The sequence below is a fragment of the Nitrosospira sp. Nsp14 genome, assembly GCF_900113575.1.
In the GTDB taxonomy this organism is placed as follows: Bacteria; Pseudomonadota; Gammaproteobacteria; order Burkholderiales; family Nitrosomonadaceae; genus Nitrosospira.
The window spans coordinates 152,559-173,011 of record NZ_FOPV01000002.1; the positions used below are offsets into that span (position 1 = coordinate 152,559).

The window sequence follows — 20,453 nt, forward strand, 5'->3', positions numbered from 1 at the left end:
TCGCAGATATGAAACATAAGGTAAAGCGCGTTCATTTTGTCGGTATCGGCGGTTCCGGCATGAGTGGAATCGCAGAGGTGTTGCTCAATCTGGGATATCAGGTCAGCGGTTCTGATCTATGCGACGGGGTCACTACGCAACGTTTGAAAAGACTTGGGGCCATTGTTCACATTGGCCATGCAAGCAGTCATGTGCAGTTTGCCGATGCAGTGGTGACGTCTACAGCGATCAAGCCGGAAAATCCCGAGGTTGTGGCGGCTCGAGAGCGCAACGTTCCCGTCGTGCCCCGCGCGATCATGCTCGCGGAACTATTGCGGTTGCGCCAGGGGATCGCCATCGCGGGTACTCATGGCAAAACAACTACCACCAGCCTGGTCGCCAGTATTCTTGCGGAAGCAGGGATGGATCCGACATTCGTAATCGGAGGAAGGCTGGAAGCGGCAGGCTCGCATGCCAAGCTCGGCCGGGGCGAATTTATCGTGGTGGAGGCCGACGAGTCCGATGCTTCTTTTCTTTATCTGCAACCCGTATTGGCGGTCGTTACCAATATAGATGCCGACCACATGGAGACCTATGGGCACGATTTGAGCAAGCTCAAACAGGCCTTCGTGGACTTCGTGCAGCATCTGCCATTTTACGGCATGGCGGTATTGTGCGTGGACGATCCAAGGGTGCGCGAGGTCATGCCCGCCATTACCAAGCCCATTACTACCTACGGCTTGTCGGATACGGCGCAAGTTCGCGCCGCGGATGTTTGCCATAGTGCGGGACAGATGCATTTTGCCGCGTTGGTGGGCGTTAACGGCAAGACGCGCAAGTTGGATGTCATACTTAATTTGCCAGGCTTGCATAACGTGCAGAATGCGCTTGCGGCAATCGCCGTGTGCAACGAGCTGAATGTGCCTGATGCCGCTATCGTGCGTGCGCTGGCCGCGTTCAGAGGGGTTAACCGCCGCTTTCAGCGTTATGGCGAAATAAGGCTAGCTGAAAACGGCGCTTCAGGGGCCGGGAGTTTTACCCTGATCGACGATTACGGTCATCACCCGGCAGAAATGGCGGCTACCATTGCGGCGGCGCGTGGCGCCTTTCCCGGGCGTCGGCTTGTACTCGTGTTTCAGCCGCACCGCTACACGCGCACGCGTGACTTGTTCGAGGAATTCGTCAAAGTGCTGTCCACCGCCGATGTGCTGCTTCTTACCGAGGTTTATGCGGCTGGCGAAACACCGATGGTTGCAGCCGACAGCAAGTCGCTGGCGCGAGCACTGCGAGTGCAGGGCAAGGTCGAGCCAATTTTCGTCGAAACGGTGGACGAGTTAACGGCAACCATTCTTAACGTGGCTCAGGACAAGGACGTGGTACTGGTGATGGGAGCGGGGTCGGTCAGCGGTGTTGCGCCTGGCGTGTTGAGAGATTTTGGAACCACACACGAGCAGCCGGTAGTCGCCGCGAATGCAACGCCGGTTTGACCGCTTGCCGAAGAACACGCCTGGATTGCAGATGAATATGTCCGAAATTGATTTAACCCTTAGCCGGCGACCGCTTCGCGGCGAACTGCGCATAAACCAGGCAATGAAAAAATATACTTCCTGGCGTGCGGGCGGGCAGGCAGAACGGCTATACATTCCGGCGGACCTTGCCGATTTTGCTGAGTTCCTGCGCGGCCTGCCGTCCGATGAGCCGATATACGTCATTGGCCTCGGCAGTAATGTGCTGGTGCGCGATGGGGGTGTGCGCGGCACCGTGGTGATACTGCACGCGCGGCTGAATGCGTTACGGGTGGAGCAGGGGGATAAAGATGGCGCATTGATCCACGCCGGAGCGGGCGTGGCATGCCCGAAAGTAGCGCGGTTTGCTGCTCTCCACGGTTTGGCCGGAGCGGAGTTTCTTGCGGGGATCCCTGGCACGCTCGGCGGAGCGCTGGCGATGAACGCCGGCTGCTACGGCGCTGAAACCTGGGAAATTGTCGAGCACGTGCAAACCCTCAACCGCGCCGGGGAGCTCCGTAAGCGTGGGCGTGGGGATTATGTAATTGCTTATCGGCATGCCGCCTTGAAGCGTGAGACCGGAAACGGAAAGCAGGACGAGCAGAAACTGGTAAATCCTGCGGGCGACGAATGGTTTGTGGGTGGGTGGTTGAGGTTATCGCGCGGCGAAGAGGCCGAGTCGCGGCAGAAGATCAAGAAGTTGCTCGCGATGCGTATCAATAGCCAGCCTTTAAACCTGCCAAACGCCGGTTCCGTGTTTCGCAATCCTGATGGAGATTGGGCGGCACGAATGATTGAGTCATGCGGACTGAAAGGTTTTCGTGTCGGCGGGGCGATGGTTTCGCCCAAGCATGCGAATTTCATTGTCAACACCGGTGACGCCTCAGCGGCGGATATCGAAGCGTTGATAGTGGCATTACGCAACAAGGTAAAAGAGCAGACCGGCATCGAACTGGTACCGGAAGTGCGGATTATTGGAGCAATCGCCTGATGGTGTTGCATTCAAGATACCCCTCCTTTTTCCGCCGGGGATGAGCGACATGGTGAGGAATCAGGATTTCGGAAAAGTAGCCGTTTTGCTGGGTGGGCGCTCGGCTGAGCGCGCGATCTCGCTCAGAAGCGGCCATGCTGTGCTTGATGCCCTGCTGAGGCAGGGAGTCGACGCGCATCCTTTTGATCCATCCGAGCAGCACATGGAGCAGCTTCTGCAGCAGGGGTTCAACCGGGCTCATATTGCCCTGCATGGACGCTATGGCGAGGACGGTACTGTACAAGGCGCACTGGAACTCATGGGCATTCCCTATACCGGGAGCGGCGTAATGGCGAGCGCGCTCGCAATGGATAAGTGGCGTACGAAACTGCTGTGGGAGGCCGCGGGAATTACCACTCCCCATCATATCCTTATTAACGAACAGAGTGACTTTGCCAAGGTAGCACAGGAGGTTGGCCTGCCCTTGATCGTAAAGCCCGGGCGCGAGGGGTCGACCATCGGCTTGAGCAAGGTGGAAGACGTAAACGATTTACCCGTCGCATGCGGCCTCGCGGCCCAACATGACGCCATGGTGCTTGCGGAGCAGTTTATCGAGGGGACGGAACTGACAGCCGCGATCCTGGGAGACGTGGCGCTGCCTTTGGTCAGGATTGAAGTAGAAAGCGGATTGTACGATTACGAGGCCAAATATCTTTCCGACCGCACCCGATACTTCTGCCCCAGCGGTGTAGCGAATGCGCAGGAGCAGTCAATTCAGGCGCAGGCACTGCGCGCGCATCGTGTGCTGGGTTGCGAGGGGTGGAGCAGGGTCGACGTGATACTGGATAAGTCAGGTCGTCCCTATTTTCTTGAGATTAACACGTCCCCTGGCATGACTGACCACAGCCTTGTGCCAATGGCTGCGAAAGCCGCTGGAATTTCATTCGACGATCTGGTGCTGCGGATACTGGAGCTTGCCCATGTGGGATAACCATCAGGGGCTGGACCTCATATCGAACGTGCTGATCGTGGCGGCGGTGTTGATCTCGGGTTACTTCATCAGCCAGTGGGCAGTGAATTTGCCCATTTTTCCATTCAAGCAAGTAAATGTCAGCAGCGGGGGTGGCAGCGATGGTGGTAACAGAGCGCCAAAGCACGTGACCAGGGAACAGATTGAGGCGGTCATCCGCCACGAGGTCAGGGGAAATTTTTTTACGGTTGACTTGGACAGGTTGCGAAACGGACTCACAAAGCTGCCCTGGGTGCGGACCGCTGCCGTTCGCCGTGTCTGGCCGCAGAGCCTGGAAGTAACGCTGGAGGAAAATGTCGCGCTGGCGCGCTGGGGCAGTAGCGCGCTGTTGAACGTGCACGGAGAGCTGTTCCGTGCCGCTTCGGATGAGGAATTACCACTGTTTGAAGGCCCCGACGATAGCCCGCTTGAGATGCTACGGCAGTACGTTGTGTTTAGCGGGTTGCTGCGACCGCTGCAGCAGAACATCCAGGAAATGAATCTTTCCCCCCGTCGCGCCTGGCGGCTTCATCTTGAAACCGGAACGGTGGTGGAGTTGGGGCGCGAGCAGATGGAAGCTCGGCTGGAGCGCTTTGTACGGGTACATGATCGGGCCAGCGGGCAATTAAATCCGCAGCCCCATCATGTGGATTTGCGTTATCCAAACGGATTTGCAGTGCGATGAGTGAAAAGTTTGCGGACGGAACCCGGGCGGGTTTGTTTAATGCAGCAGATTTCAGGCTCCTGATGTAGATGAGTAGAAGTAACGAAACAAAAAACCTGATCGTGGGCCTCGACATCGGCACATCAAAGATCGTGGCAATTGTCGCCGAAGTAAAACCCGAGGGTGGGTATGAGGTGATCGGGATGGGCAGCCACCCTTCCAGGGGCCTGAAAAAAGGCGTGGTCGTCAATATCGAAACGACCGTGAATGCGATCCAGCGGGCGCTGGAAGAGGCGGAACTGATGGCCGACTGCAAAATTCGCGAGGTCTATACCGGCATTGCCGGCAGTCACATCAAAAGCTTTAATTCCCACGGAATGGTGGCGATCAAGGACAAGGAAGTGTCCCGCCTGGACGTCGAACGCGTAATGGAAACCGCGAAGGCAGTGAACATTCTCAATGACCAGCAAGTTCTCCATGTCCTCAACCAGGAATTCATCATAGATGGGCAGGAGGATGTGCGTGAGCCCATCGGCATGAGTGGCATCCGGCTGGAAGTGAAGGTACATATCGTGACCGGTGCTGTTTCCGCGGCGCAGAACATCATGAAGTGCGTGCGCCGCTGCGGGCTGGAAGTACGCGATTTAGTGCTCCAGCCGCTGGCCTCGGCGATGGCAGTCCTATCCGAAGATGAAAAAGATCTGGGCGTCTGCCTGGTGGATATCGGCGGCGGCACCACCGATATTGCCGTGTTCACGCACGGCGCCATCCGCCATACGGCCGTGATCCCGATTGCCGGAGACCAGATCACCAACGATATTGCCATGGCGCTGCGCACCCCAACGAAGGACGCGGAGGATATCAAATGCCGCTACGGTTGCGCGTTGCGAGGAATGGCCGACCCGCACGTAATGGTTGAAGTGGCGGGAGTGGGAGATCGCGGAACCCGACAACTTTCGAGGCAGACATTGGCGGAGGTCATTGAGCCGCGTGTGGAAGAACTCTACTCAATGGTTCAGGCAGAACTGCGCCGCAGCGGTTTTGAGGAATTGCTTTCGTCCGGGATCGTGATTACCGGCGGAAGCAGTTCCCTTCAAGGAATGGTGGAGCTCGGTGAGGAGATATTCCACATGCCGGTGCGGCTAGGTCTTCCCAACTACCGCGGCGGACTGGAAGAAGTCGTGCTTACGCCGCGATGCTCCACTGGTATTGGATTAATCGCGGCGGGGCTGGAGCAGTTTCAGCGGCATCAGCATACGCGATTGCAGGGTAATTCTTTCAAGCGGATTTTGGAAAGGATGAGGAGTTGGTTCCAGGTCAACTTCTGACCGGGGATTTTTATGAGGAGCTCGCGGGGCCATGCAGGAAAGGTGGTGCCGATGCTGGATGGGTATAAACCGAAGGTTTGAATAAGTACTGAACAGTTGTTCCAATTTTTTAAGGGAGGACCGCTATGTTTGAAATCATGGACACACAAACACAGGAAGCCGTTATTAAAGTCATCGGGATTGGCGGTTGCGGCGGCAACGCGGTGGATCACATGATCCAGAATGGCGTGCAAGGCGTGGAGTTCATCTGCGCAAATACGGATGCTCAGGCGCTGAAACGGAACCAGGCGCGCACCTTGCTGCAAATGGGATCGGCAATCACCAAAGGGCTCGGGGCAGGCGCCGATCCGGAAGTGGGCCGCAACGCAGCGTTAGAGGATCGCGACCACATTGCCGAGTTGATCGAAGGCGCAGACATGCTGTTTATCACCGCTGGAATGGGAGGCGGGACCGGGACAGGGGCAGCCCCCGTCGTCGCGCAGGTCGCCAAGGAACTTGGCATTCTGACGGTGGCAGTAGTGACGAAGCCCTTTTCGTTCGAAGGACGGCGCCTGAGGGCGGCACAGGCAGGGATGGACGCATTGTCGCAATATGTCGACTCCTTGATCGTGATACCCAACGATAAACTGATGAGCGTGCTGGGGGAGGACATCAGCATGCTGGATGCGTTCAAGGCCGCAAATAACGTATTATATGGCGCCGTAGCTGGCATCGCCGAGGTCATCAATTGCCCGGGTCTTGTCAATGTTGATTTTGCCGACGTAAAAACGGTGATGTCGGAAATGGGGATGGCTATGATGGGTTCGGCATTTGCCGCAGGCCCTGGCCGTGCTCGGGCCGCGGCGGAACAGGCGGTGGCCAGTCCTCTTCTCGAAGACGTGAATCTTTCCGGTGCACGAGGAATACTGGTCAATATTACCGCCAGCTCGGCAATGAAGATGCGCGAGGTTCACGATGTCATGAGTACTATCAAGGACTTCACCGCCGAGGATGCCACCGTGATCGTGGGCACCGTGATTGATGAGAACATGCAGGAAAATCTCCGCGTGACCATGGTTGCTACCGGATTGGGGGGCGTAGTCAATCGCGCGCAACCCAAGCCGCTCAGTGTCATCCATTCACGCACCGGGACGGATAACGCTTTTGCCGACGGCATGAATTGGAAGGACCTCGATGCCCCGGCCGCGATCCGGACCAACAGACGGCGCGATGCAACCATCGAGGCGATGAAGCAATCGGGCGTAGATGTATTGGACATTCCCGCATTCCTGAGGAAGCAGGCTGACTAGAAACGATTAAAACGAATTCCCGTCTGGGATGGTAATGCGTCCGAGAAAAGATGCGGAAGGGGTGGCATGTATGCGCTACGAAGCAGGGCTTACGCCAGGACGAGTATTGAAGAAATCCTACTCCTGGCTCTTCGCTTGCCCTTTCAGCAACTGCGCGACCGCGGTTCTTAGCGGCGACGCAGGCAATACCGAAACGAGATTGCTCAGGCTTTCCAAACCTGCCTCACCTATTTCTAGCCTTTTTACCGCTCTCTCGGTCTCGGTAATACTATTGTAATTTGCTTGCACGGCAATTCGAATTGCAGTAACCTCATAACCCCTCGCCCGAAATTTTAATAATAACGAGGGCAGCATTTGTCTGAGTTTTGCTGCAATTGCGCCGCTTCCGGCGTATATGGTCAGGTCTCCTTCAACGAACGCGCCTAGGGCGCAACGCTGAGCCAGTTGAGGCGGGGCGATTTTCATGAATACCTGTTGCATCGCGGTAAGCTTGTCTGTGTAGCTGAACAGCCGCTGATGCTCGGACGTCAGTCTTAAGGACCCGAGGTAAAAATTGATTTTGCGCGCGGCCATGGCTGAATCATAATTTAGGGAATGAGATGAATATTATTCTAATTTCCAACAATTTGGCAAAAGCCAGAACTCTCACCTTAACCACGAAGCACCTTGTATTGCTGGCAGGGGCGTTCCTTTCATCTTCCGTATTATTGGCGATGGGGTTGAATTATCTCTCCCTTCGCTATGCCGACAAGCTCGACAGTCCCACATTGCGGTCGCTGGTTTTGAGCGTACATCAGGAAGAGCATCAGAAAGCCCAGTCCTATTTGCGCGACAGCTTGAATGCAATGGCTATCAGGATGGGGCAGATGCAGGCGCAACTGTTGCGTCTCGATTCCGTCGGTGCACGTCTGGCAGAGTTATCGGGCATGAAGCCACAGGAATTCCTGTTCAATCAAAGCCCGGGGCAGGGTGGAGCGCTTCCCACCCTCCCGACACAGGATCTATCATTTGTAGAGATGGGCAATAAGATACAGGAGTTATCCGCCATTTTGGACGACCGTAGCGACAAGCTCGGCGCTCTGGACTCGCTCCTCATGCAGGACAGGCTCAAGAAAAAGATGCTTCCCTCGGTGATGCCCATAGAGGCGAAGTGGTACTCCTCCGGATTTGGCGTGCGGATCGATCCATTTACCGGACGGAGCGCATTTCATGAGGGCGTCGATTTCACCGCTACCACGGGAACGCCCATTAAGGCTGCGGCGAGCGGGGTGGTAGTGTATTCCGACTACCACCCCGAATATGGTAATATGATTGATGTTGACCACGGTAATGAGTTTGTCAGTCGGTACGCGCACGCTTCCAAGCGCTTGGTTAAAGTCGGCCAGGTAGTGGTACGAGGACAGAAAATTGCAGAGGTGGGCAGCACTGGCCGTTCTACCGGTCCGCACTTGCATTTTGAAGTCAGGCACAAGGGCTTACCACAAAATCCGTCACGATTCTTAAAGATGCCCGGTTGAGCTGGACGAATACTCTGCGAGGGGTGAGGCCAAAAACCTCACCCCTTATTTTTTGGATGTCGTTTAATTGAATTTCCAGATTTCATGCTGAACAATCTGCTAAAGAAAGTCTTCGGAAGCCGCAACGATAGGCTGATCAAACAGTATTTCCAGTCTGTAGCGACTATCAACGCCCTGGAAAGCAAAATTGCGCCGCTTACGGATGCTGAGCTGCGCACAAAGACTGACGAGTTCAAACAACGCATCGACGCTGGGACAAGCCTCGACGCCATTTTGCCCGAAGCATTCGCGGTCGTGCGCGAGGCCAGCAAACGTGTTCTCAATATGCGCCATTTCGACGTGCAGTTGATCGGGGGCATGGTGCTGCATAACGGCAGGATTGCCGAAATGAGAACAGGCGAAGGCAAGACATTGATGGCGACCTTGCCGGTATATTTGAATGCTCTGGCTGGCAAGGGCGTTCACCTCGTGACAGTGAACGATTACCTCGCCAAGCGGGATGCGGAATGGATGGGGCGCATTTACCAATTTCTCGGTATTAGCGTTGGGGTGGTTCTTTCGCAAATGGAACATGGCGAGAAACAGGCTGCCTACGCCGCGGGAATCACTTACGGCACCAATAACGAGTTTGGATTCGATTACCTGCGCGACAACATGGTTAATCACCCTGCCGAGCGGGTGCAGCGCGTGCTCAATTACGCCATCGTTGATGAGGTCGATTCGATTTTGATTGACGAGGCGCGCACGCCATTGATCATCTCAGGCCAGGCGGAGGGCAATACCGACGTCTATGTGCGTATGAACGCGCTCATTCCCAAACTTGTCCGTCAGGAAAACGAGAAAAGCTCCGGCGACTTCAGCGTGGATGAAAAGGCCCAGCAGGTGCTCTTGAGCGAGGCCGGGTTCGAACACGCGGAGAAATTGCTTGCCCAAAGTGGCCTGCTCTCACCTGGAACCAGTCTTTACGACCCCGCAAACATCAACCTCGTCCATCATCTTTACGCGGCGCTGCGCGCGCACGCCCTGTTCCTTCGCGATCAGCATTATGTAGTACAGAATGGCGAAGTGGTGATCGTGGACGAGTTTACGGGACGGCTAATGTCCGGAAGGCGCTGGTCCGAAGGCCTGCATCAGGCCGTGGAAGCCAAAGAAGGGGTTCCGATCCAGAAAGAAAATCAGACACTCGCCTCGATCACTTTTCAGAATTATTTTCGCATGTATCAAAAGTTGGCGGGTATGACAGGAACCGCGGACACGGAGGCTTACGAGTTCCAGCAGATTTATGGCCTCGAGACGGTAATTATTCCAACTCATCGTCCCATGGTACGGATCGACAGGATGGACCAGGTGTTCCGGACTATGGATGAGAAATACAACGCCATTATCGAAGATATCAAGGACTGCCAACAGCGAGGGCAGCCGGTTCTGGTTGGCACCACCTCGATCGAGAACAATGAGCTGTTGTCGAGCCTGCTGACGCGTGACAACTTGCCGCACCAGCTGCTTAATGCCAAGCAGCATGCGAGAGAAGCGGAGATCGTCGCCCAAGCGGGACGTCCAAAGATGATTACGATTGCTACAAATATGGCTGGCCGCGGTACCGACATCGTGCTGGGGGGTAATCCGGAACCGGAACTCGAGCGGATTCGCTCTGATAGTGATTTGAGCGACGCGGCGAGAGATGAACGTATCGCGGAGGTGCAGGGTGAGTGGCAGCAACTGCATGAAGAGGTACTGAAGCAGGGAGGGTTGCATATCATCGGCACGGAGCGGCACGAGTCCCGCCGGGTGGATAACCAGCTTCGGGGCCGCGCGGGTCGTCAGGGCGATGCCGGTTCAAGCCGTTTTTACCTCTCCCTGGAAGATCCGCTTTTGCGCATATTCGCTTCCGATCGCGTCGCAGGCATTATGCAAAAGCTCAACATGCCGCAAGGGGAAGCGATTGAACATCCCTGGGTCACCCGCGCCATCGAAAACGCGCAGCGCAAAGTCGAAGCCCGCAATTTTGACATCCGCAAGCAGTTACTGGAATACGATGATGTCGCCAACGACCAGCGTAAGGTGATCTATCAGCAGCGTAACGAGATTCTAGAGTCGCAGGACATTTCAGAGACGATCACGGCAATGCGCGTCGACATGCTGCGGAATCTCATGGCAACGCATGTGCCACCGCAGAGTGTTGAAGAAGAATGGGATGTCCCAGGACTGGAGAAGGCGTTAAGCGCCGAATATCAACTGCCGTTGCCCGTGCACGAGTGGCTCGAGCAAGATTCCGACCTGCATGAGGAAAACCTGCACGAGCGAATTGTCGAGGCAGCGCACCAGCAATATTCTGGCAAGGTGGATCAGGTGGGGGTGGACATCATGCATCAGTACGAGCGAGCCGTCATGTTGCAAAGCCTGGATACGCACTGGCGCGAACACCTCGCCGCGCTGGATCATTTACGCCAAGGCATCCATTTGCGGGGATATGCGCAAAAAAACCCCAAGCAGGAATACAAGCGCGAAGCGTTTGAGCTCTTTACGGGCATGCTTGAGGAGATCAAGGCAGAGGTCACCAGGATACTCATGACGGTACAGATACGGAGCGAGCAACAGGTGGAAGCAGCGGCTGAGATGCAGCAACCTCCGGTCAATGTGCAGTACCATCATGCCGCTTATGAAGAGGCACTGGGCGAAGAGTTGCCAGTAGAGGAAGGAGAAGCTCAAGAGCGTTCAGACAAGCTGCAACCCTTTGTGCGGCAGGGCGGCAAGATTGGCCGCAATGATCCCTGTCCATGCGGGTCAGGAAAAAAATATAAACAATGCCACGGCAAGCTGAGCTGAGAAGCGTCAAGTGCTCCTCCATCGCGTCAAGTGCGCAACTCGACTGGCAAGCGTCGATGCACCATTATCCGATTACTCTTGTCGGATCTATTCCACGAGGGTTGAGGGGCCGGAGGGTGTAGGGTTAACGCTCATATCGTCGTTGCCTATGCGATATGCGAGAGACATCGGTTCATTATGCTTGCGGCGGCCGCCACAAGCATAATGAACGTCGGCGGTGCTATCCGCGTTTCTGGAAATACTCGTCGTAACGGAAGATATAATCCTTGTCCTTCAGCGGCAAGTGGCACGCGCGGCATGTGGCGGTATCATCGGGCGCTTTGGTTTTTCCATCAGCCATATACATCGCGTAAATCCAGTCGCCATTCCTGAGTTCCGGGGGAGTTACATTTTCACCCCATCCAGGACCTTTCCCCATCACCGCCACTTTCAACAACTCGCCTTTTACAAATTTGCCATCGGGGCCCTTCAACGGAGAACCATCTGCGGCTTCGCGCGCCTTGTAAATCTCCATAACGGAAATCGTCCCATTGGGGAAGGCATCGCCCATCTTTGTGCTGTGTCCGATCGGGTTAATATAGATTTCCCGGACCTGCTTGTTATCCGCGCGCTCGATATCTGACAGGAACTTCGGCCAATTCTTGTACTCCGCCGGGACGGGTAGTTCCCCATCCTTGTATTTTTGAACTTGCGGCGATGGCGGCACCTGCGCGCAGCCCGCCAGTACTGCTGTCAGCGCGGCAGCTGAAAGAATCCTGCTGAAACATTTCATCTGGTTTTTCTCCTTCCTGATTATTGAAAGTGATACGAATACGATCTGTCTTGGTTTACTCGCTGGAAGCGTGCCTGTCCTGCAACATTCCCGGCGGGAACGTCTGATTCACGCGCCAGGTGCGGCGTACGTGTCATTTATAGATGGACGTCGCTCGTTCATGGGCAAACGTCAATTCTTCCAACTCGTTCAGCGTTTTCCATCGGGCTCAGTGGCGAACGGTACCGTCAGGCGGGCATCATTCCATTATGACGCAGGAGAGCATCGATCATAGGTTCGCGTCCGCGAAAGGCGATAAACGACTCTAGCGCCGAGCGGCTTCCGCCCACCGCCAGGATCTCATTGCGGAATCGCGCGCCGGTATCCGCATTTATCACCTCTCCGGTGTGACTTTCCTCAAAAAGGCTGTAAGCGTCCGCAGATAATACTTCTGCCCATTTGTAGCTGTAATAGCCGGCAGCGTAACCGCCACCGAAAATATGCGAAAAACTGTTGGGAAAGCGATTGAATTCCGGCGGAGCGACCACCGCAACCTGTTCACGAATCTCATGCAGCAGTTGCTGCGCCGTTTTGACGCTGCCCGGGTCAAAGTCGTAGTGGAGGCGTATGTCGAACAATGCGAATTCAATCTGACGAAGCATTTGAAGGCCACTCTGAAAGTTCTTTGCCGACAGCATCTTGTCAAACAGCGCGCGCGGAAGGGGCGCGCCAGCATCCACATGCTTCGTCATATTGACCAGAACGTCCCATTCCCAGCAAAAATTTTCCATGAACTGGCTCGGCAGTTCCACCGCGTCCCATTCCACGCCATGAATGCCGGAGACACCCAGGTCTTCCACCTGGGTGAGCAGATGATGGAGACCATGACCAAATTCATGAAACAACGTTATCACTTCATCGTGGGTAAACAAAGCAGGGCGAGCCTGGCCGTCAGCAACGACGGGCCCCGAAAAATTACAATTCAGGTATGCGACAGGCGCCTGGATCCCTTGCTCGCTTGGCTCCCCAGTTCCAACCCGTCGGCGACTGATCGCATCATCCATCCACCCGCCACCGCGTTTGCCGGCACGTGCATAAAGGTCAAGATAAAATCGGCCGATCAATTCCCCGCCGCCACCCGTTATATTAAAAAGTTTAATATCCGGATGCCATAGTTGAATACCCGCCTCATCCGCCGGGGCGATAGCGATGCCGTAGAGGTTCTCCACCAGTTTGAACATTCCCGGCAGCACGCTGGTTTCGGGAAGATACTGCTTTACCTCTTGCTCGGAAAACGCGTAGCGCTCAGCACGCAATTTCTCGCTTGCGTAGGCCAGATCCCACGCTTCCAGCTTGTCCAGTTGCAGCTTATCGGTCGCAAATTGACGTAGTTCCGCCAGGTCGCGCTCCGCATATGGTCTCGCCTTGGTTGCCAGCTCACCGAGGAAATCGAGCACCTGTTGTGGCGTAGAGGCCATTTTTGTCGCTAGCGATACCTCTGCGTAGCAAGCAAACCCCAGCATCCTGGACTCTTCCTGGCGAAGCTCAAGTATTTTCCCAATCAGGGGTGCATTATCGAGATCAGCCGTACCGTCCTTGACTGGGCCCGGTGGCGCAATCTCGCTGGCGCGAGTGGCGTAGGCGCGATACATCTTTTCCCGCACGGCCCTGCTCTCCGCATACTGCATGATCGGCATGTATGACGGGGCGTGCAAGGTGAATATCCAGCCGACTACACCTTCACGTTCCGCGAGTCCCTTTGCCATTGTCAGGGCATCGTTGGGTATGCCGTCAACATCGCCTGCGTTCTCGACATGTAATACAAAGTTATTGGTCGCATCCAGCAGGTTGTCATTGAACTTGGACGCGAGCGCAGATAACTCTTCCTGAACTTGGAGGAAGCGGGCCTTTTTCTCCTGTGGCAATTCCGCGCCGCCGAGGCGAAAATCACGTAACTCGTTCTCGATGATTTTTTTCCGGGTACTACTCAGACTTTCAAACTCCTTTCCGTCGCGGAGCTGCTTGAATTTTTCGAATAGCGCCTGGTCCTGGGCCAGCTCGGCATAATATTGCGTGACCAGCGGCAGATTGCCGTTATAGGCTTCACGCAGCTCCGGATTATTGACTACCGCATTCAGGTGCGACACCTGTCCCCAGGCGCGGGACAGGCGCTCGTTGGCATCGATCATCGGTTGCACGAAATTATGCCAAGTAGGCAAAGCCCTATCCTCGCGTACCCTGTCGACGAGCGCATGGTTCTCGTTCAGCAACTGCGCTATCGCGGGCGTGATATGCTCGGTTCGAATATCAGCAAAGCGCGGCAGTCCGGAAAAATCAAGCAGTGGATTCATCATATTGTCGAGAAAACAGCCCAGATGTTCGTCCTATGCATGCAAGTGCGTGCTCTAAGGTCTTACGGTCTTACCCCTCATGCACAATGTTACCATCAACCACGGTATATTTTACCCTGCCTTTCAGTTCCATACCTAGAAACGGGGTATTCTTGCCCTGGCTTTTAAGTTCTGATGCCTCTACCGTCCAATATTGGTCGGGATCGAATATGCACAGGTCCGCGAGCGCACCTGCCGATAGATGGCCGGCATCCAAACCGAGTATACGCGCCGGTTCCACGGTAATTTTTGCCAGTGCGGCAGCAAGCGGGATCTTCATTTCCGTCGCCCACTTTAAAGTCAGGGGCAGCAACAATTCCAGGCCGACCGCGCCAGCTTCGGCCTCAGCAAACGGCAGCAGCTTGGCATCCTCGTCCACGGGCGCGTGGTCGGAGCAGATCGCATCGATCGTGCCATCTCGCAGGCCGGCGCGAAGCGCCTCACGATCGCTTAACGCGCGCAGTGGGGGAACGAGATGGCAGTTGGAATCAAAGTAGCCGATATCCATTTCGGATAGATGGATGTGATTGACGGCTACATCACAGGTAATGGGCAACCCTTCCCGTCGGGCTGCACGGATCATGGCGGTCCCTTCCGCGCTGGAGACGCGACACAAGTGCACTCTGGCCCCGGTTGCGCGCGCCATCAAAATAATATTCGACAGCGCTACCGTTTCGGCGCATACCGAAATCGGTGGCAGACCCAGTCGTGTCGCTACTTCACCGTCATGCGCCACTCCGCCATCCGCCAGATGCACATCTTGTGGCCGCAACCATACACTGAAGCCGAAGGTCGAGGCGTATTGCATTGCCTGCATCAGGACGCGGGTGTTGGGAAGCGGCATATCCGATTGCCCGAATGCAATACACCCTGCGTCGCGTAGTTCCGCCATTTCTGTCAGCCATTCGCCCTTTAATCCTCGCGTAAGTGCCCCGAGAGGATAGACGCGAGCCTGGTGAAGGTTACGTGCGCGGTGTTTCAGCATCTCTACCAAACCTGGTTCGTCCAGCACGGGATCAGTATCGGGCAAACACACCAGACTGGTGATACCGCCGGCCACCCCCGCTGCCATTTCAGATTCCAGCGTGGCCTTGTATTCAAAGCCGGGCTCGCGCAGTCGAGCCGATAAATCTACCAGGCCCGGGGAGACAACCAGTCCGCTCGCCTCAACTTCGCGATCGGCATGGAAGCCGGCAGGGATGGGTCCCACAGCGATAACTTTTCCAGCGTCGATGGAGACATCGGTCACCGCGTCCACGCCATTTTTGGGATCGACGATACGGCCATTCCTAATGACGAGTTTCATACCTGCCTTCAATTGCCCGCCAAGATCGACATGACTGCCATACGTACCGCTATGCCGAAGGTCACCTGTGGCAGAATGACCGATTGCCCACCATCAGCTACGGCGGAGTCGATTTCGACCCCCCGGTTCATGGGGCCCGGGTGCAGAACAATTGCATCTTGCCGTGCCAGCGAAAGCTTTTCCTGCGTCAGCCCATAATACTTGAAATATTCCTCCGTACTAGGCAGGCGGGCGCTGAACATGCGCTCGTTTTGCAGGCGCAGCATCATGAGCACATCCACGTCTTTCAGCCCCTTTGTCATATCGTGATAAACATGTACGCCCAGACGTTCAACCTTGGTGGGGAGCAATGTCTTGGGCGCGATAACCCTCACTTCCGGAACCCCGAGCGTGGTAAGCGCATGTATTTGCGAACGCGCCACCCGCGAGTGAAGAATATCGCCCACTATGGCAACCCGCAAGCTGCGAAAATCGGGTTTATAACGACGAATGGTGAACACATCCAACAGGCCTTGAGTAGGGTGCGCGTGCCGTCCATCGCCGGCATTGATGACATGAATCTCGGGCCGCACATGCCGCGCGATCAGGTGCGCTGCGCCGCTTTGAGCGTGACGCACCACGAACATATCGGCATGCATGGCAGAAAGATTGTTCACTGTATCGAGCAGTGTCTCTCCCTTGGATTGAGACGAGGCCGCTATGTTGAGATTGACTACGTCGGCCGAGAGCCGCTTTGCCGCGATTTCGAATGTTGTGCGGGTGCGGGTACTGGGTTCGAAGAATAGATTGAAAATTGATTTGCCGCGTAGCAACGGGACTTTTTTTACGTCGCGTTCGGTGACCCCAACAAAGGATTCTGCGGTATCGAGAATATTGAGCAGGATGGGAGCAGGCAACCCCTCGGTAGTAAGAAGATGCTGCAGTTGTCCGTTTCTGTTCAGTTGCGGGTTGTTACTCATTGTCCCGAATCTTGCTGTAGAGGCTCAGGCCCAATGTTCCATCTGCGGATTGTTCAAGAGCCAGCATTTTGTCTGACGGCACGTCGACCACAGCGCCAACATACTGAGCGGCAATGGGAAGCTCCCTGCCACCCCGATCTATCAGGGCTGCCAGCCGGACACTTGCCGGCCGGCCGTAATCGAATAATTCGTTAATTGCCGCGCGGATGGTGCGACCCGTATAGAGGACGTCGTCCACCAGAATGATATGGCTGCCTTCCACCGTGAAGGGGATATCTGAAGGCCTGACCTGCGGATGCAGGCCGATCTGGGCAAAGTCGTCGCGATAGAATGACACATCCAGCGTGCCGGACGGAAGCGGGAGCTGCAAGTTTTGAAGCAACCGCTCAGCTAGCCATACCCCCCCGGTATGGATTCCTACCAGCGCGGTGCTCGGGGAAATATCACGCCGAATGCTCTCGGTTAATTGGATCAGTAGTTGTTCCGCGTCAGGTAGCTGCATCTCGTCCGTCGAAATAGGTTTGCAATATCAGCTGGGCCGCCACCTGATCCAACATGTGTTTCTGTTTGATTCCGTTTACACCGGCATCCCGCAACGCGGCGCTGGCGGTGACTGAAGTGTAGCGCTCATCGACCAGTAATGTTTCGATCCCAAAGTGGCTTTCGAGCCGCCGGGCAAAGCGACGGCTTCTCCGGGTGAGTTCGTGTTCGGCGCCATCGGGATAGCTGGGCAGGCCAACCACAAGGAGGACCGGCTGCCATTCCTCAATGAGCTGAGCGATGCCTGCAAAACATGTGCTCCTGCTCTCATTGCTGATGGTGGAAAGCGGGTGCGCGAGGCCGAGCTCCAGATTCCCCACCGCTGTGCCGATGCGCTTTGAGCCAAAATCGAATGCCAAGATCGTCCCGGCACGGTGACATGCACGAGTCTTATTTTCCTTATCAGTAACGGCCGCAAGTTGTTCAGCTTGATCCCGCATAACTCAGGTATTATTCCATGCCCAAGCCGTTCACGAATGCCCGATTTCATCAGATAAGCTCGAGAAGTCTACGCCGAGCAAGCGCATCGCCGCTGCCAGCCTCTCCTCAGCCGGCAATTCGAAAATAATGCTGGGCGCTGCGGGTACGGTCAGCCAGGCATTCTGGGATAATTCATGCTCGATCTGGCCCGGCGCCCATCCTGAATAGCCTAACGCGATCAATAATCCTTTCAGGCTTTCTCCATTTGCTATTGCCCGCATAATATCGAGCGAGGTAGTCAGCCCCACTTCTTCATTGACGACCATGGTCGACTGCCAGTTGCCCACCGGTTGATGCAGCACAAAGCCTCTATCCAGCTGGATCGGTCCACCAAACATGACTGGTACCGCCTCTGCACCCTCACCGTCCGACGAGATGCCAAGCTGATCGAACAGATCTTTCAGAGTAAGATCAATGGGACGGTTAACAACCACACCAAGTGCACCCTGCTCGCTGTGCTCGCAAATATAAGTTAGCGTCCTGGAAAAAAACGGGTCTGCCATCGCTGGCATGGCGATCAAAAAATGGTGGGTCAGATCGACGCTTTGCATGAATGGGCAAATTGGCTATAACGGCAGGATAGTGAGTAGAGCATCTAACTCGAAAAATGTCGCGTTCGTGTTTCGTTTCTGGCAACGCTTGGGATTTATCCAGACCAGCGCCGGTCACCAACAATGTCTGGGCTTGCTTTCCCCGCGCGCCTTGCGTTTCTGCGCGTTTACGGGTGTTTCCTTCTTACGCTAGCCTCTTCCTCCACCGCTGCTATCATTGTAGAACGAATCGGCGCGGAAGTAGGGGCTTTTACAAGCCATCCCCGTTGGAGCTGGAGGCAGTCCTATCTGTACCGAAGAGCGTTTATCGCCATGCATCACGCTGCTGTTTACACTGGTAGGGGCGATATACTTTATGGCAGAGGTGCCATGGTTGAAACCTTCATCTCATGTCTTTGAGCTGGATCCGCGCGGCCGTCGCCGGGATTGTAGCCGGTGTTGTGGCCACGGTCGCGCAAATCATACTGTGGTGGGCGTTCACGGATGACCTGCCATGGATACTGTACCGCGATGCGCGTTTAACTGCGGCCATCGTTATGGGGCCAGCAGTTCTACCGCCTCCCTCCACGTTCGATCTGACGGTGATGATCGTCGCGATGGGTATTCACACCGGACTTTCCGTTGCATACAGCCTGATCCTGGTGTTCGCAATTCGCCGTCGGCCCATACGGGGGGCGTTGCTGGCCGGGCTTGTGTTCGGGCTGATTTTATATGTAGTGAATATGTATGGCATGACGGGCATGTTTCCATGGTTTTCAGAAGTCCGGGAGTGGATCACAGTCGCGGCGCATGTCGTGTTCGGAATATCCGTAGCGGCCGTCTACAAAATACTGCCGGGAAATCAGTCGGCATAATGTAAAAGCTTGGATATCAAGGCATGGAATTTTTTTTTGGGATCCGGGACGTGGCCCGGATTCAGCTCCGCCTCGACGCATTTATCGTCGGTCACCTCGTGGCAGAAATCGTAATAGTTGTCCCAATCGTCGTTATATGCCGGAATGTCTTTCTGTGGGACGTTGGGCCGAAAGCTTTCGATGATTTCATGCATTACGGGCAGCCTGGCGGAGAGATAAGTATCAATGCTTTTAGGCCATCTGGTGGGCTCGGGATACAGGCCGGAAAGCGTTGCGAGAATAGCAGTACGAAATTCGTTGGCTGCGTCGGCGCGGCGCTTGCGGGTGAACAGCTCATAGATACCGGCAAAGACGATGCCAACTGCAAGCAACACCAGCGGCCACAGGGGTACACGGTCGAAGTATGCTGCTATCTGGTCGGTAAATTCATTCATTTATTCAATTCCAGTTGTCTTATTTTATGTGAGCGAGCGAATTCGCGTGCGCCCTCGCCACACAAGATTCAAAATCCGTCGCGGCGCTGTCATTTCGATAGAGTTGCCTTTATGTTACTTGCAAGAAGGAGGGCGGTGTTGCGGCAGCAGTGTCCCGGGATTCAAGCCCGGAACCCCGACTGCAGGGTCAGTACTGTCGTTACAGATCCATTTCGCGCCATTCGCCGTGGCCAACACCAGGGTTCGGCCACTACCACTGTTCAAGAGTCCGGGGCTGACGCCGCTATTCCTGAATGTTGCCGTTACCTGAAACCCGGAAGCCAAGGCGATAGGGCTCAGGTTTGCTACATACTTTCCGCTTCGGTCGGTTATCAGACCATCGAACTCCGGTTGGGTGGGCCATCTTCCCTTTTCCGAGTAGAACTCAGCGATTGGTGATTTTACGCTTTCCAGGAGGTTAAGCGCCTCTGTAGCCTGTGCCCGAGCCTGGGAATCCTCATAGAGCTGGTACGCAGGGGGAATGGAGATGGTTGCGAGGATACCGATGACCGCCAAGATCATCATTGTTTCGATCAAAGTCAAGCCCTGCTGATCCTGCTTATTCCTCATAAAACTCCTTCGGTTGAACACTTAATGGCTGCTTGTTTTACTTACCTTGCCCGGCATTATCTGATAAGCAGTACGGGTATGGTTGAAAGCTCGATAACCTTGCTCGCCACTGAACCCAGCAATATCCTCTTTACTGTGCCGAGTCCGCGCGGCCCCATCACTATTTGATCACAGCCGAGTTCCTGCGCACATTGCAGGATAACGTCAGGCGGCGTTCCCACTGCAATATGGTAATGACAGGTAATGCCGGCCTGATCAAGTAGCTCGCGTGCTGTCCGCATCTCTTTCATCCCCTCTTCCTGATGATACCTGTCGATGCTCTCCTTATCGATGAAAAGCGGCACGTTTCCGCGCTGCGGAAATTGCACATTCAGCAGGTGTATTTCCGGAAATTGCCGGTACCAGTCGATGCGTTTGAGGAATTCAGAAATCGCTCTATTGGAAGCTTCGGAGCCATCAACCGGAAAAAGAAATCGCAACATGTTACCTCCG

At 55.3% G+C, this 20,453-nt stretch carries 20 protein-coding genes; 9 read left to right on the top strand and 11 right to left on the bottom strand.

The annotated features are described in order from the left end of the window. Window positions 1-8 precede the first annotated feature (8 nt). From murC to ftsZ, 6 genes are all read left to right on the top strand, one after another. The gene (murC, locus tag BM022_RS02070; RefSeq protein WP_091136411.1) at window positions 9-1,466 is read left to right on the top strand and encodes a UDP-N-acetylmuramate--L-alanine ligase; all 1,458 of its coding nucleotides are present in this window, start codon (window positions 9-11) and stop codon (window positions 1,464-1,466) included. A gap of 31 nt (window positions 1,467-1,497) precedes the next feature. After that, the gene (murB, locus tag BM022_RS02075; RefSeq protein ID WP_177191599.1) at window positions 1,498-2,475 is read left to right on the top strand and encodes a UDP-N-acetylmuramate dehydrogenase; all 978 of its coding nucleotides are present in this window, start codon (window positions 1,498-1,500) and stop codon (window positions 2,473-2,475) included. Between the two features lie 49 nt (window positions 2,476-2,524). Then, window positions 2,525-3,445 carry a D-alanine--D-alanine ligase gene (locus BM022_RS02080; RefSeq protein WP_177191600.1) on the top strand — a complete coding sequence of 307 codons (921 nt, stop codon included), beginning with the start codon at window positions 2,525-2,527 and terminating at the stop codon, window positions 3,443-3,445. Then, window positions 3,435-4,148 carry a cell division protein FtsQ/DivIB gene (locus BM022_RS02085; RefSeq protein WP_091136414.1) on the top strand — a complete coding sequence of 238 codons (714 nt, stop codon included), beginning with the start codon at window positions 3,435-3,437 and terminating at the stop codon, window positions 4,146-4,148. Before BM022_RS02080 ends, BM022_RS02085 begins: the two co-directional genes overlap by 11 nt. A gap of 68 nt (window positions 4,149-4,216) precedes the next feature. Further along, window positions 4,217-5,455 carry a cell division protein FtsA gene (gene ftsA, locus BM022_RS02090; RefSeq protein ID WP_091136417.1) on the top strand — a complete coding sequence of 413 codons (1,239 nt, stop codon included), beginning with the start codon at window positions 4,217-4,219 and terminating at the stop codon, window positions 5,453-5,455. Between the two features lie 125 nt (window positions 5,456-5,580). Continuing rightward, window positions 5,581-6,744 (top strand): cell division protein FtsZ, encoded by a 1,164-nt coding sequence (gene ftsZ, locus BM022_RS02095; RefSeq protein WP_091136419.1) that lies wholly within the window; start codon window positions 5,581-5,583, stop codon window positions 6,742-6,744. Window positions 6,745-6,861: 117 nt separating this feature from the next. On the opposite strand, the gene BM022_RS02100 is transcribed toward ftsZ, so the two are convergent. Beyond that, complete coding sequence (locus BM022_RS02100; RefSeq protein ID WP_091136421.1) at window positions 6,862-7,317, bottom strand: DciA family protein; 456 nt, start codon at window positions 7,315-7,317, stop codon at window positions 6,862-6,864. 26 nt (window positions 7,318-7,343) lie between these two features. On the opposite strand from BM022_RS02100, the gene BM022_RS02105 reads away from it, so the two are divergent. Next, window positions 7,344-8,261, top strand: coding sequence for a M23 family metallopeptidase (locus BM022_RS02105; RefSeq protein WP_091136424.1), 918 nt, complete (start codon window positions 7,344-7,346; stop codon window positions 8,259-8,261). An 84-nt stretch (window positions 8,262-8,345) separates the two neighbouring features. Next, a complete protein-coding gene (secA, locus tag BM022_RS02110; protein WP_091136425.1) occupies window positions 8,346-11,087 on the top strand; it encodes a preprotein translocase subunit SecA in 2,742 nt (913 codons plus the stop codon). Between the two features lie 220 nt (window positions 11,088-11,307). Here secA and BM022_RS02115 read toward each other — a convergent pair whose 3' ends face one another. From BM022_RS02115 to BM022_RS02145, 7 genes are all read right to left on the bottom strand, one after another. Next, entirely contained in the window at window positions 11,308-11,859 is a 552-nt protein-coding gene (locus BM022_RS02115) for a cytochrome P460 family protein (RefSeq protein WP_091136428.1), read from the bottom strand. Between the two features lie 227 nt (window positions 11,860-12,086). Next, entirely contained in the window at window positions 12,087-14,192 is a 2,106-nt protein-coding gene (locus BM022_RS02120) for a M3 family metallopeptidase (RefSeq protein WP_091136430.1), read from the bottom strand. 67 nt (window positions 14,193-14,259) lie between these two features. Then, on the bottom strand, window positions 14,260-15,534 hold the full coding sequence (locus BM022_RS02125; RefSeq protein ID WP_091136433.1) for a dihydroorotase: 1,275 nt from the start codon (window positions 15,532-15,534) through the stop codon (window positions 14,260-14,262). An 8-nt stretch (window positions 15,535-15,542) separates the two neighbouring features. Continuing rightward, window positions 15,543-16,493: an aspartate carbamoyltransferase catalytic subunit gene (locus BM022_RS02130; protein ID WP_091136435.1), complete on the bottom strand. Its 951-nt coding sequence runs from the start codon at window positions 16,491-16,493 to the stop codon at window positions 15,543-15,545. Further along, window positions 16,486-16,995: a bifunctional pyr operon transcriptional regulator/uracil phosphoribosyltransferase PyrR gene (gene pyrR, locus BM022_RS02135; protein ID WP_091136437.1), complete on the bottom strand. Its 510-nt coding sequence runs from the start codon at window positions 16,993-16,995 to the stop codon at window positions 16,486-16,488. Before pyrR ends, BM022_RS02130 begins: the two co-directional genes overlap by 8 nt. Beyond that, a complete protein-coding gene (gene ruvX, locus BM022_RS02140; protein WP_091136439.1) occupies window positions 16,982-17,473 on the bottom strand; it encodes a Holliday junction resolvase RuvX in 492 nt (163 codons plus the stop codon). Before ruvX ends, pyrR begins: the two co-directional genes overlap by 14 nt. 30 nt (window positions 17,474-17,503) lie before the next feature. Further along, window positions 17,504-18,064 (bottom strand): YqgE/AlgH family protein, encoded by a 561-nt coding sequence (locus BM022_RS02145; RefSeq protein ID WP_091136441.1) that lies wholly within the window; start codon window positions 18,062-18,064, stop codon window positions 17,504-17,506. A 389-nt stretch (window positions 18,065-18,453) separates the two neighbouring features. On the opposite strand from BM022_RS02145, the gene BM022_RS02150 reads away from it, so the two are divergent. Then, window positions 18,454-18,918, top strand: coding sequence for a sodium:proline symporter (locus BM022_RS02150; RefSeq protein ID WP_091136444.1), 465 nt, complete (start codon window positions 18,454-18,456; stop codon window positions 18,916-18,918). On the opposite strand, the gene BM022_RS02155 is transcribed toward BM022_RS02150, so the two are convergent. The 3 genes from BM022_RS02155 to BM022_RS02165 form a co-directional block, all read right to left on the bottom strand. Next, window positions 18,906-19,352, bottom strand: a complete 447-nt coding sequence (locus BM022_RS02155) for a hypothetical protein (protein ID WP_091136447.1) — start codon at window positions 19,350-19,352, stop codon at window positions 18,906-18,908. The genes BM022_RS02150 and BM022_RS02155 overlap by 13 nt on opposite strands. Before the next feature lie 114 nt (window positions 19,353-19,466). After that, window positions 19,467-19,961 carry a pilin gene (locus BM022_RS02160; protein WP_091136449.1) on the bottom strand — a complete coding sequence of 165 codons (495 nt, stop codon included), beginning with the start codon at window positions 19,959-19,961 and terminating at the stop codon, window positions 19,467-19,469. 56 nt (window positions 19,962-20,017) lie between these two features. Then, a complete protein-coding gene (locus BM022_RS02165) occupies window positions 20,018-20,443 on the bottom strand; it encodes a universal stress protein (RefSeq protein ID WP_091136452.1) in 426 nt (141 codons plus the stop codon). Between the last annotated feature and the right edge of the window lie 10 nt (window positions 20,444-20,453).

Excerpts from the sequence above, each read along its gene's own strand:
- BM022_RS02150 (WP_091136444.1), top strand. The coding sequence starts at position 18,454 with ATGTCTTTGAGCTGGATCCGCGCGGCCGTCGCCGGGATTGTAGCCGGT.
- BM022_RS02160 (WP_091136449.1), bottom strand. The coding sequence starts at position 19,961 with ATGAGGAATAAGCAGGATCAGCAGGGCTTGACTTTGATCGAAACAATG.
- ftsA (WP_091136417.1), top strand. The coding sequence starts at position 4,217 with ATGAGTAGAAGTAACGAAACAAAAAACCTGATCGTGGGCCTCGACATC.
- BM022_RS02105 (WP_091136424.1), top strand. The coding sequence starts at position 7,344 with ATGAATATTATTCTAATTTCCAACAATTTGGCAAAAGCCAGAACTCTC.
- ruvX (WP_091136439.1), bottom strand. The coding sequence starts at position 17,473 with ATGCGGGATCAAGCTGAACAACTTGCGGCCGTTACTGATAAGGAAAAT.
- ftsZ (WP_091136419.1), top strand. The coding sequence starts at position 5,581 with ATGTTTGAAATCATGGACACACAAACACAGGAAGCCGTTATTAAAGTC.
- BM022_RS02165 (WP_091136452.1), bottom strand. The coding sequence starts at position 20,443 with ATGTTGCGATTTCTTTTTCCGGTTGATGGCTCCGAAGCTTCCAATAGA.
- BM022_RS02100 (WP_091136421.1), bottom strand. The coding sequence starts at position 7,317 with ATGGCCGCGCGCAAAATCAATTTTTACCTCGGGTCCTTAAGACTGACG.
- BM022_RS02155 (WP_091136447.1), bottom strand. The coding sequence starts at position 19,352 with ATGAATGAATTTACCGACCAGATAGCAGCATACTTCGACCGTGTACCC.
- BM022_RS02115 (WP_091136428.1), bottom strand. The coding sequence starts at position 11,859 with ATGAAATGTTTCAGCAGGATTCTTTCAGCTGCCGCGCTGACAGCAGTA.
- BM022_RS02130 (WP_091136435.1), bottom strand. The coding sequence starts at position 16,493 with ATGAGTAACAACCCGCAACTGAACAGAAACGGACAACTGCAGCATCTT.
- pyrR (WP_091136437.1), bottom strand. The coding sequence starts at position 16,995 with ATGCAGCTACCTGACGCGGAACAACTACTGATCCAATTAACCGAGAGC.
- secA (WP_091136425.1), top strand. The coding sequence starts at position 8,346 with ATGCTGAACAATCTGCTAAAGAAAGTCTTCGGAAGCCGCAACGATAGG.
- BM022_RS02145 (WP_091136441.1), bottom strand. The coding sequence starts at position 18,064 with ATGCAAAGCGTCGATCTGACCCACCATTTTTTGATCGCCATGCCAGCG.
- BM022_RS02125 (WP_091136433.1), bottom strand. The coding sequence starts at position 15,534 with ATGAAACTCGTCATTAGGAATGGCCGTATCGTCGATCCCAAAAATGGC.
- murB (WP_177191599.1), top strand. The coding sequence starts at position 1,498 with ATGAATATGTCCGAAATTGATTTAACCCTTAGCCGGCGACCGCTTCGC.
- BM022_RS02085 (WP_091136414.1), top strand. The coding sequence starts at position 3,435 with ATGTGGGATAACCATCAGGGGCTGGACCTCATATCGAACGTGCTGATC.
- BM022_RS02120 (WP_091136430.1), bottom strand. The coding sequence starts at position 14,192 with ATGATGAATCCACTGCTTGATTTTTCCGGACTGCCGCGCTTTGCTGAT.
- murC (WP_091136411.1), top strand. The coding sequence starts at position 9 with ATGAAACATAAGGTAAAGCGCGTTCATTTTGTCGGTATCGGCGGTTCC.
- BM022_RS02080 (WP_177191600.1), top strand. The coding sequence starts at position 2,525 with ATGGTGAGGAATCAGGATTTCGGAAAAGTAGCCGTTTTGCTGGGTGGG.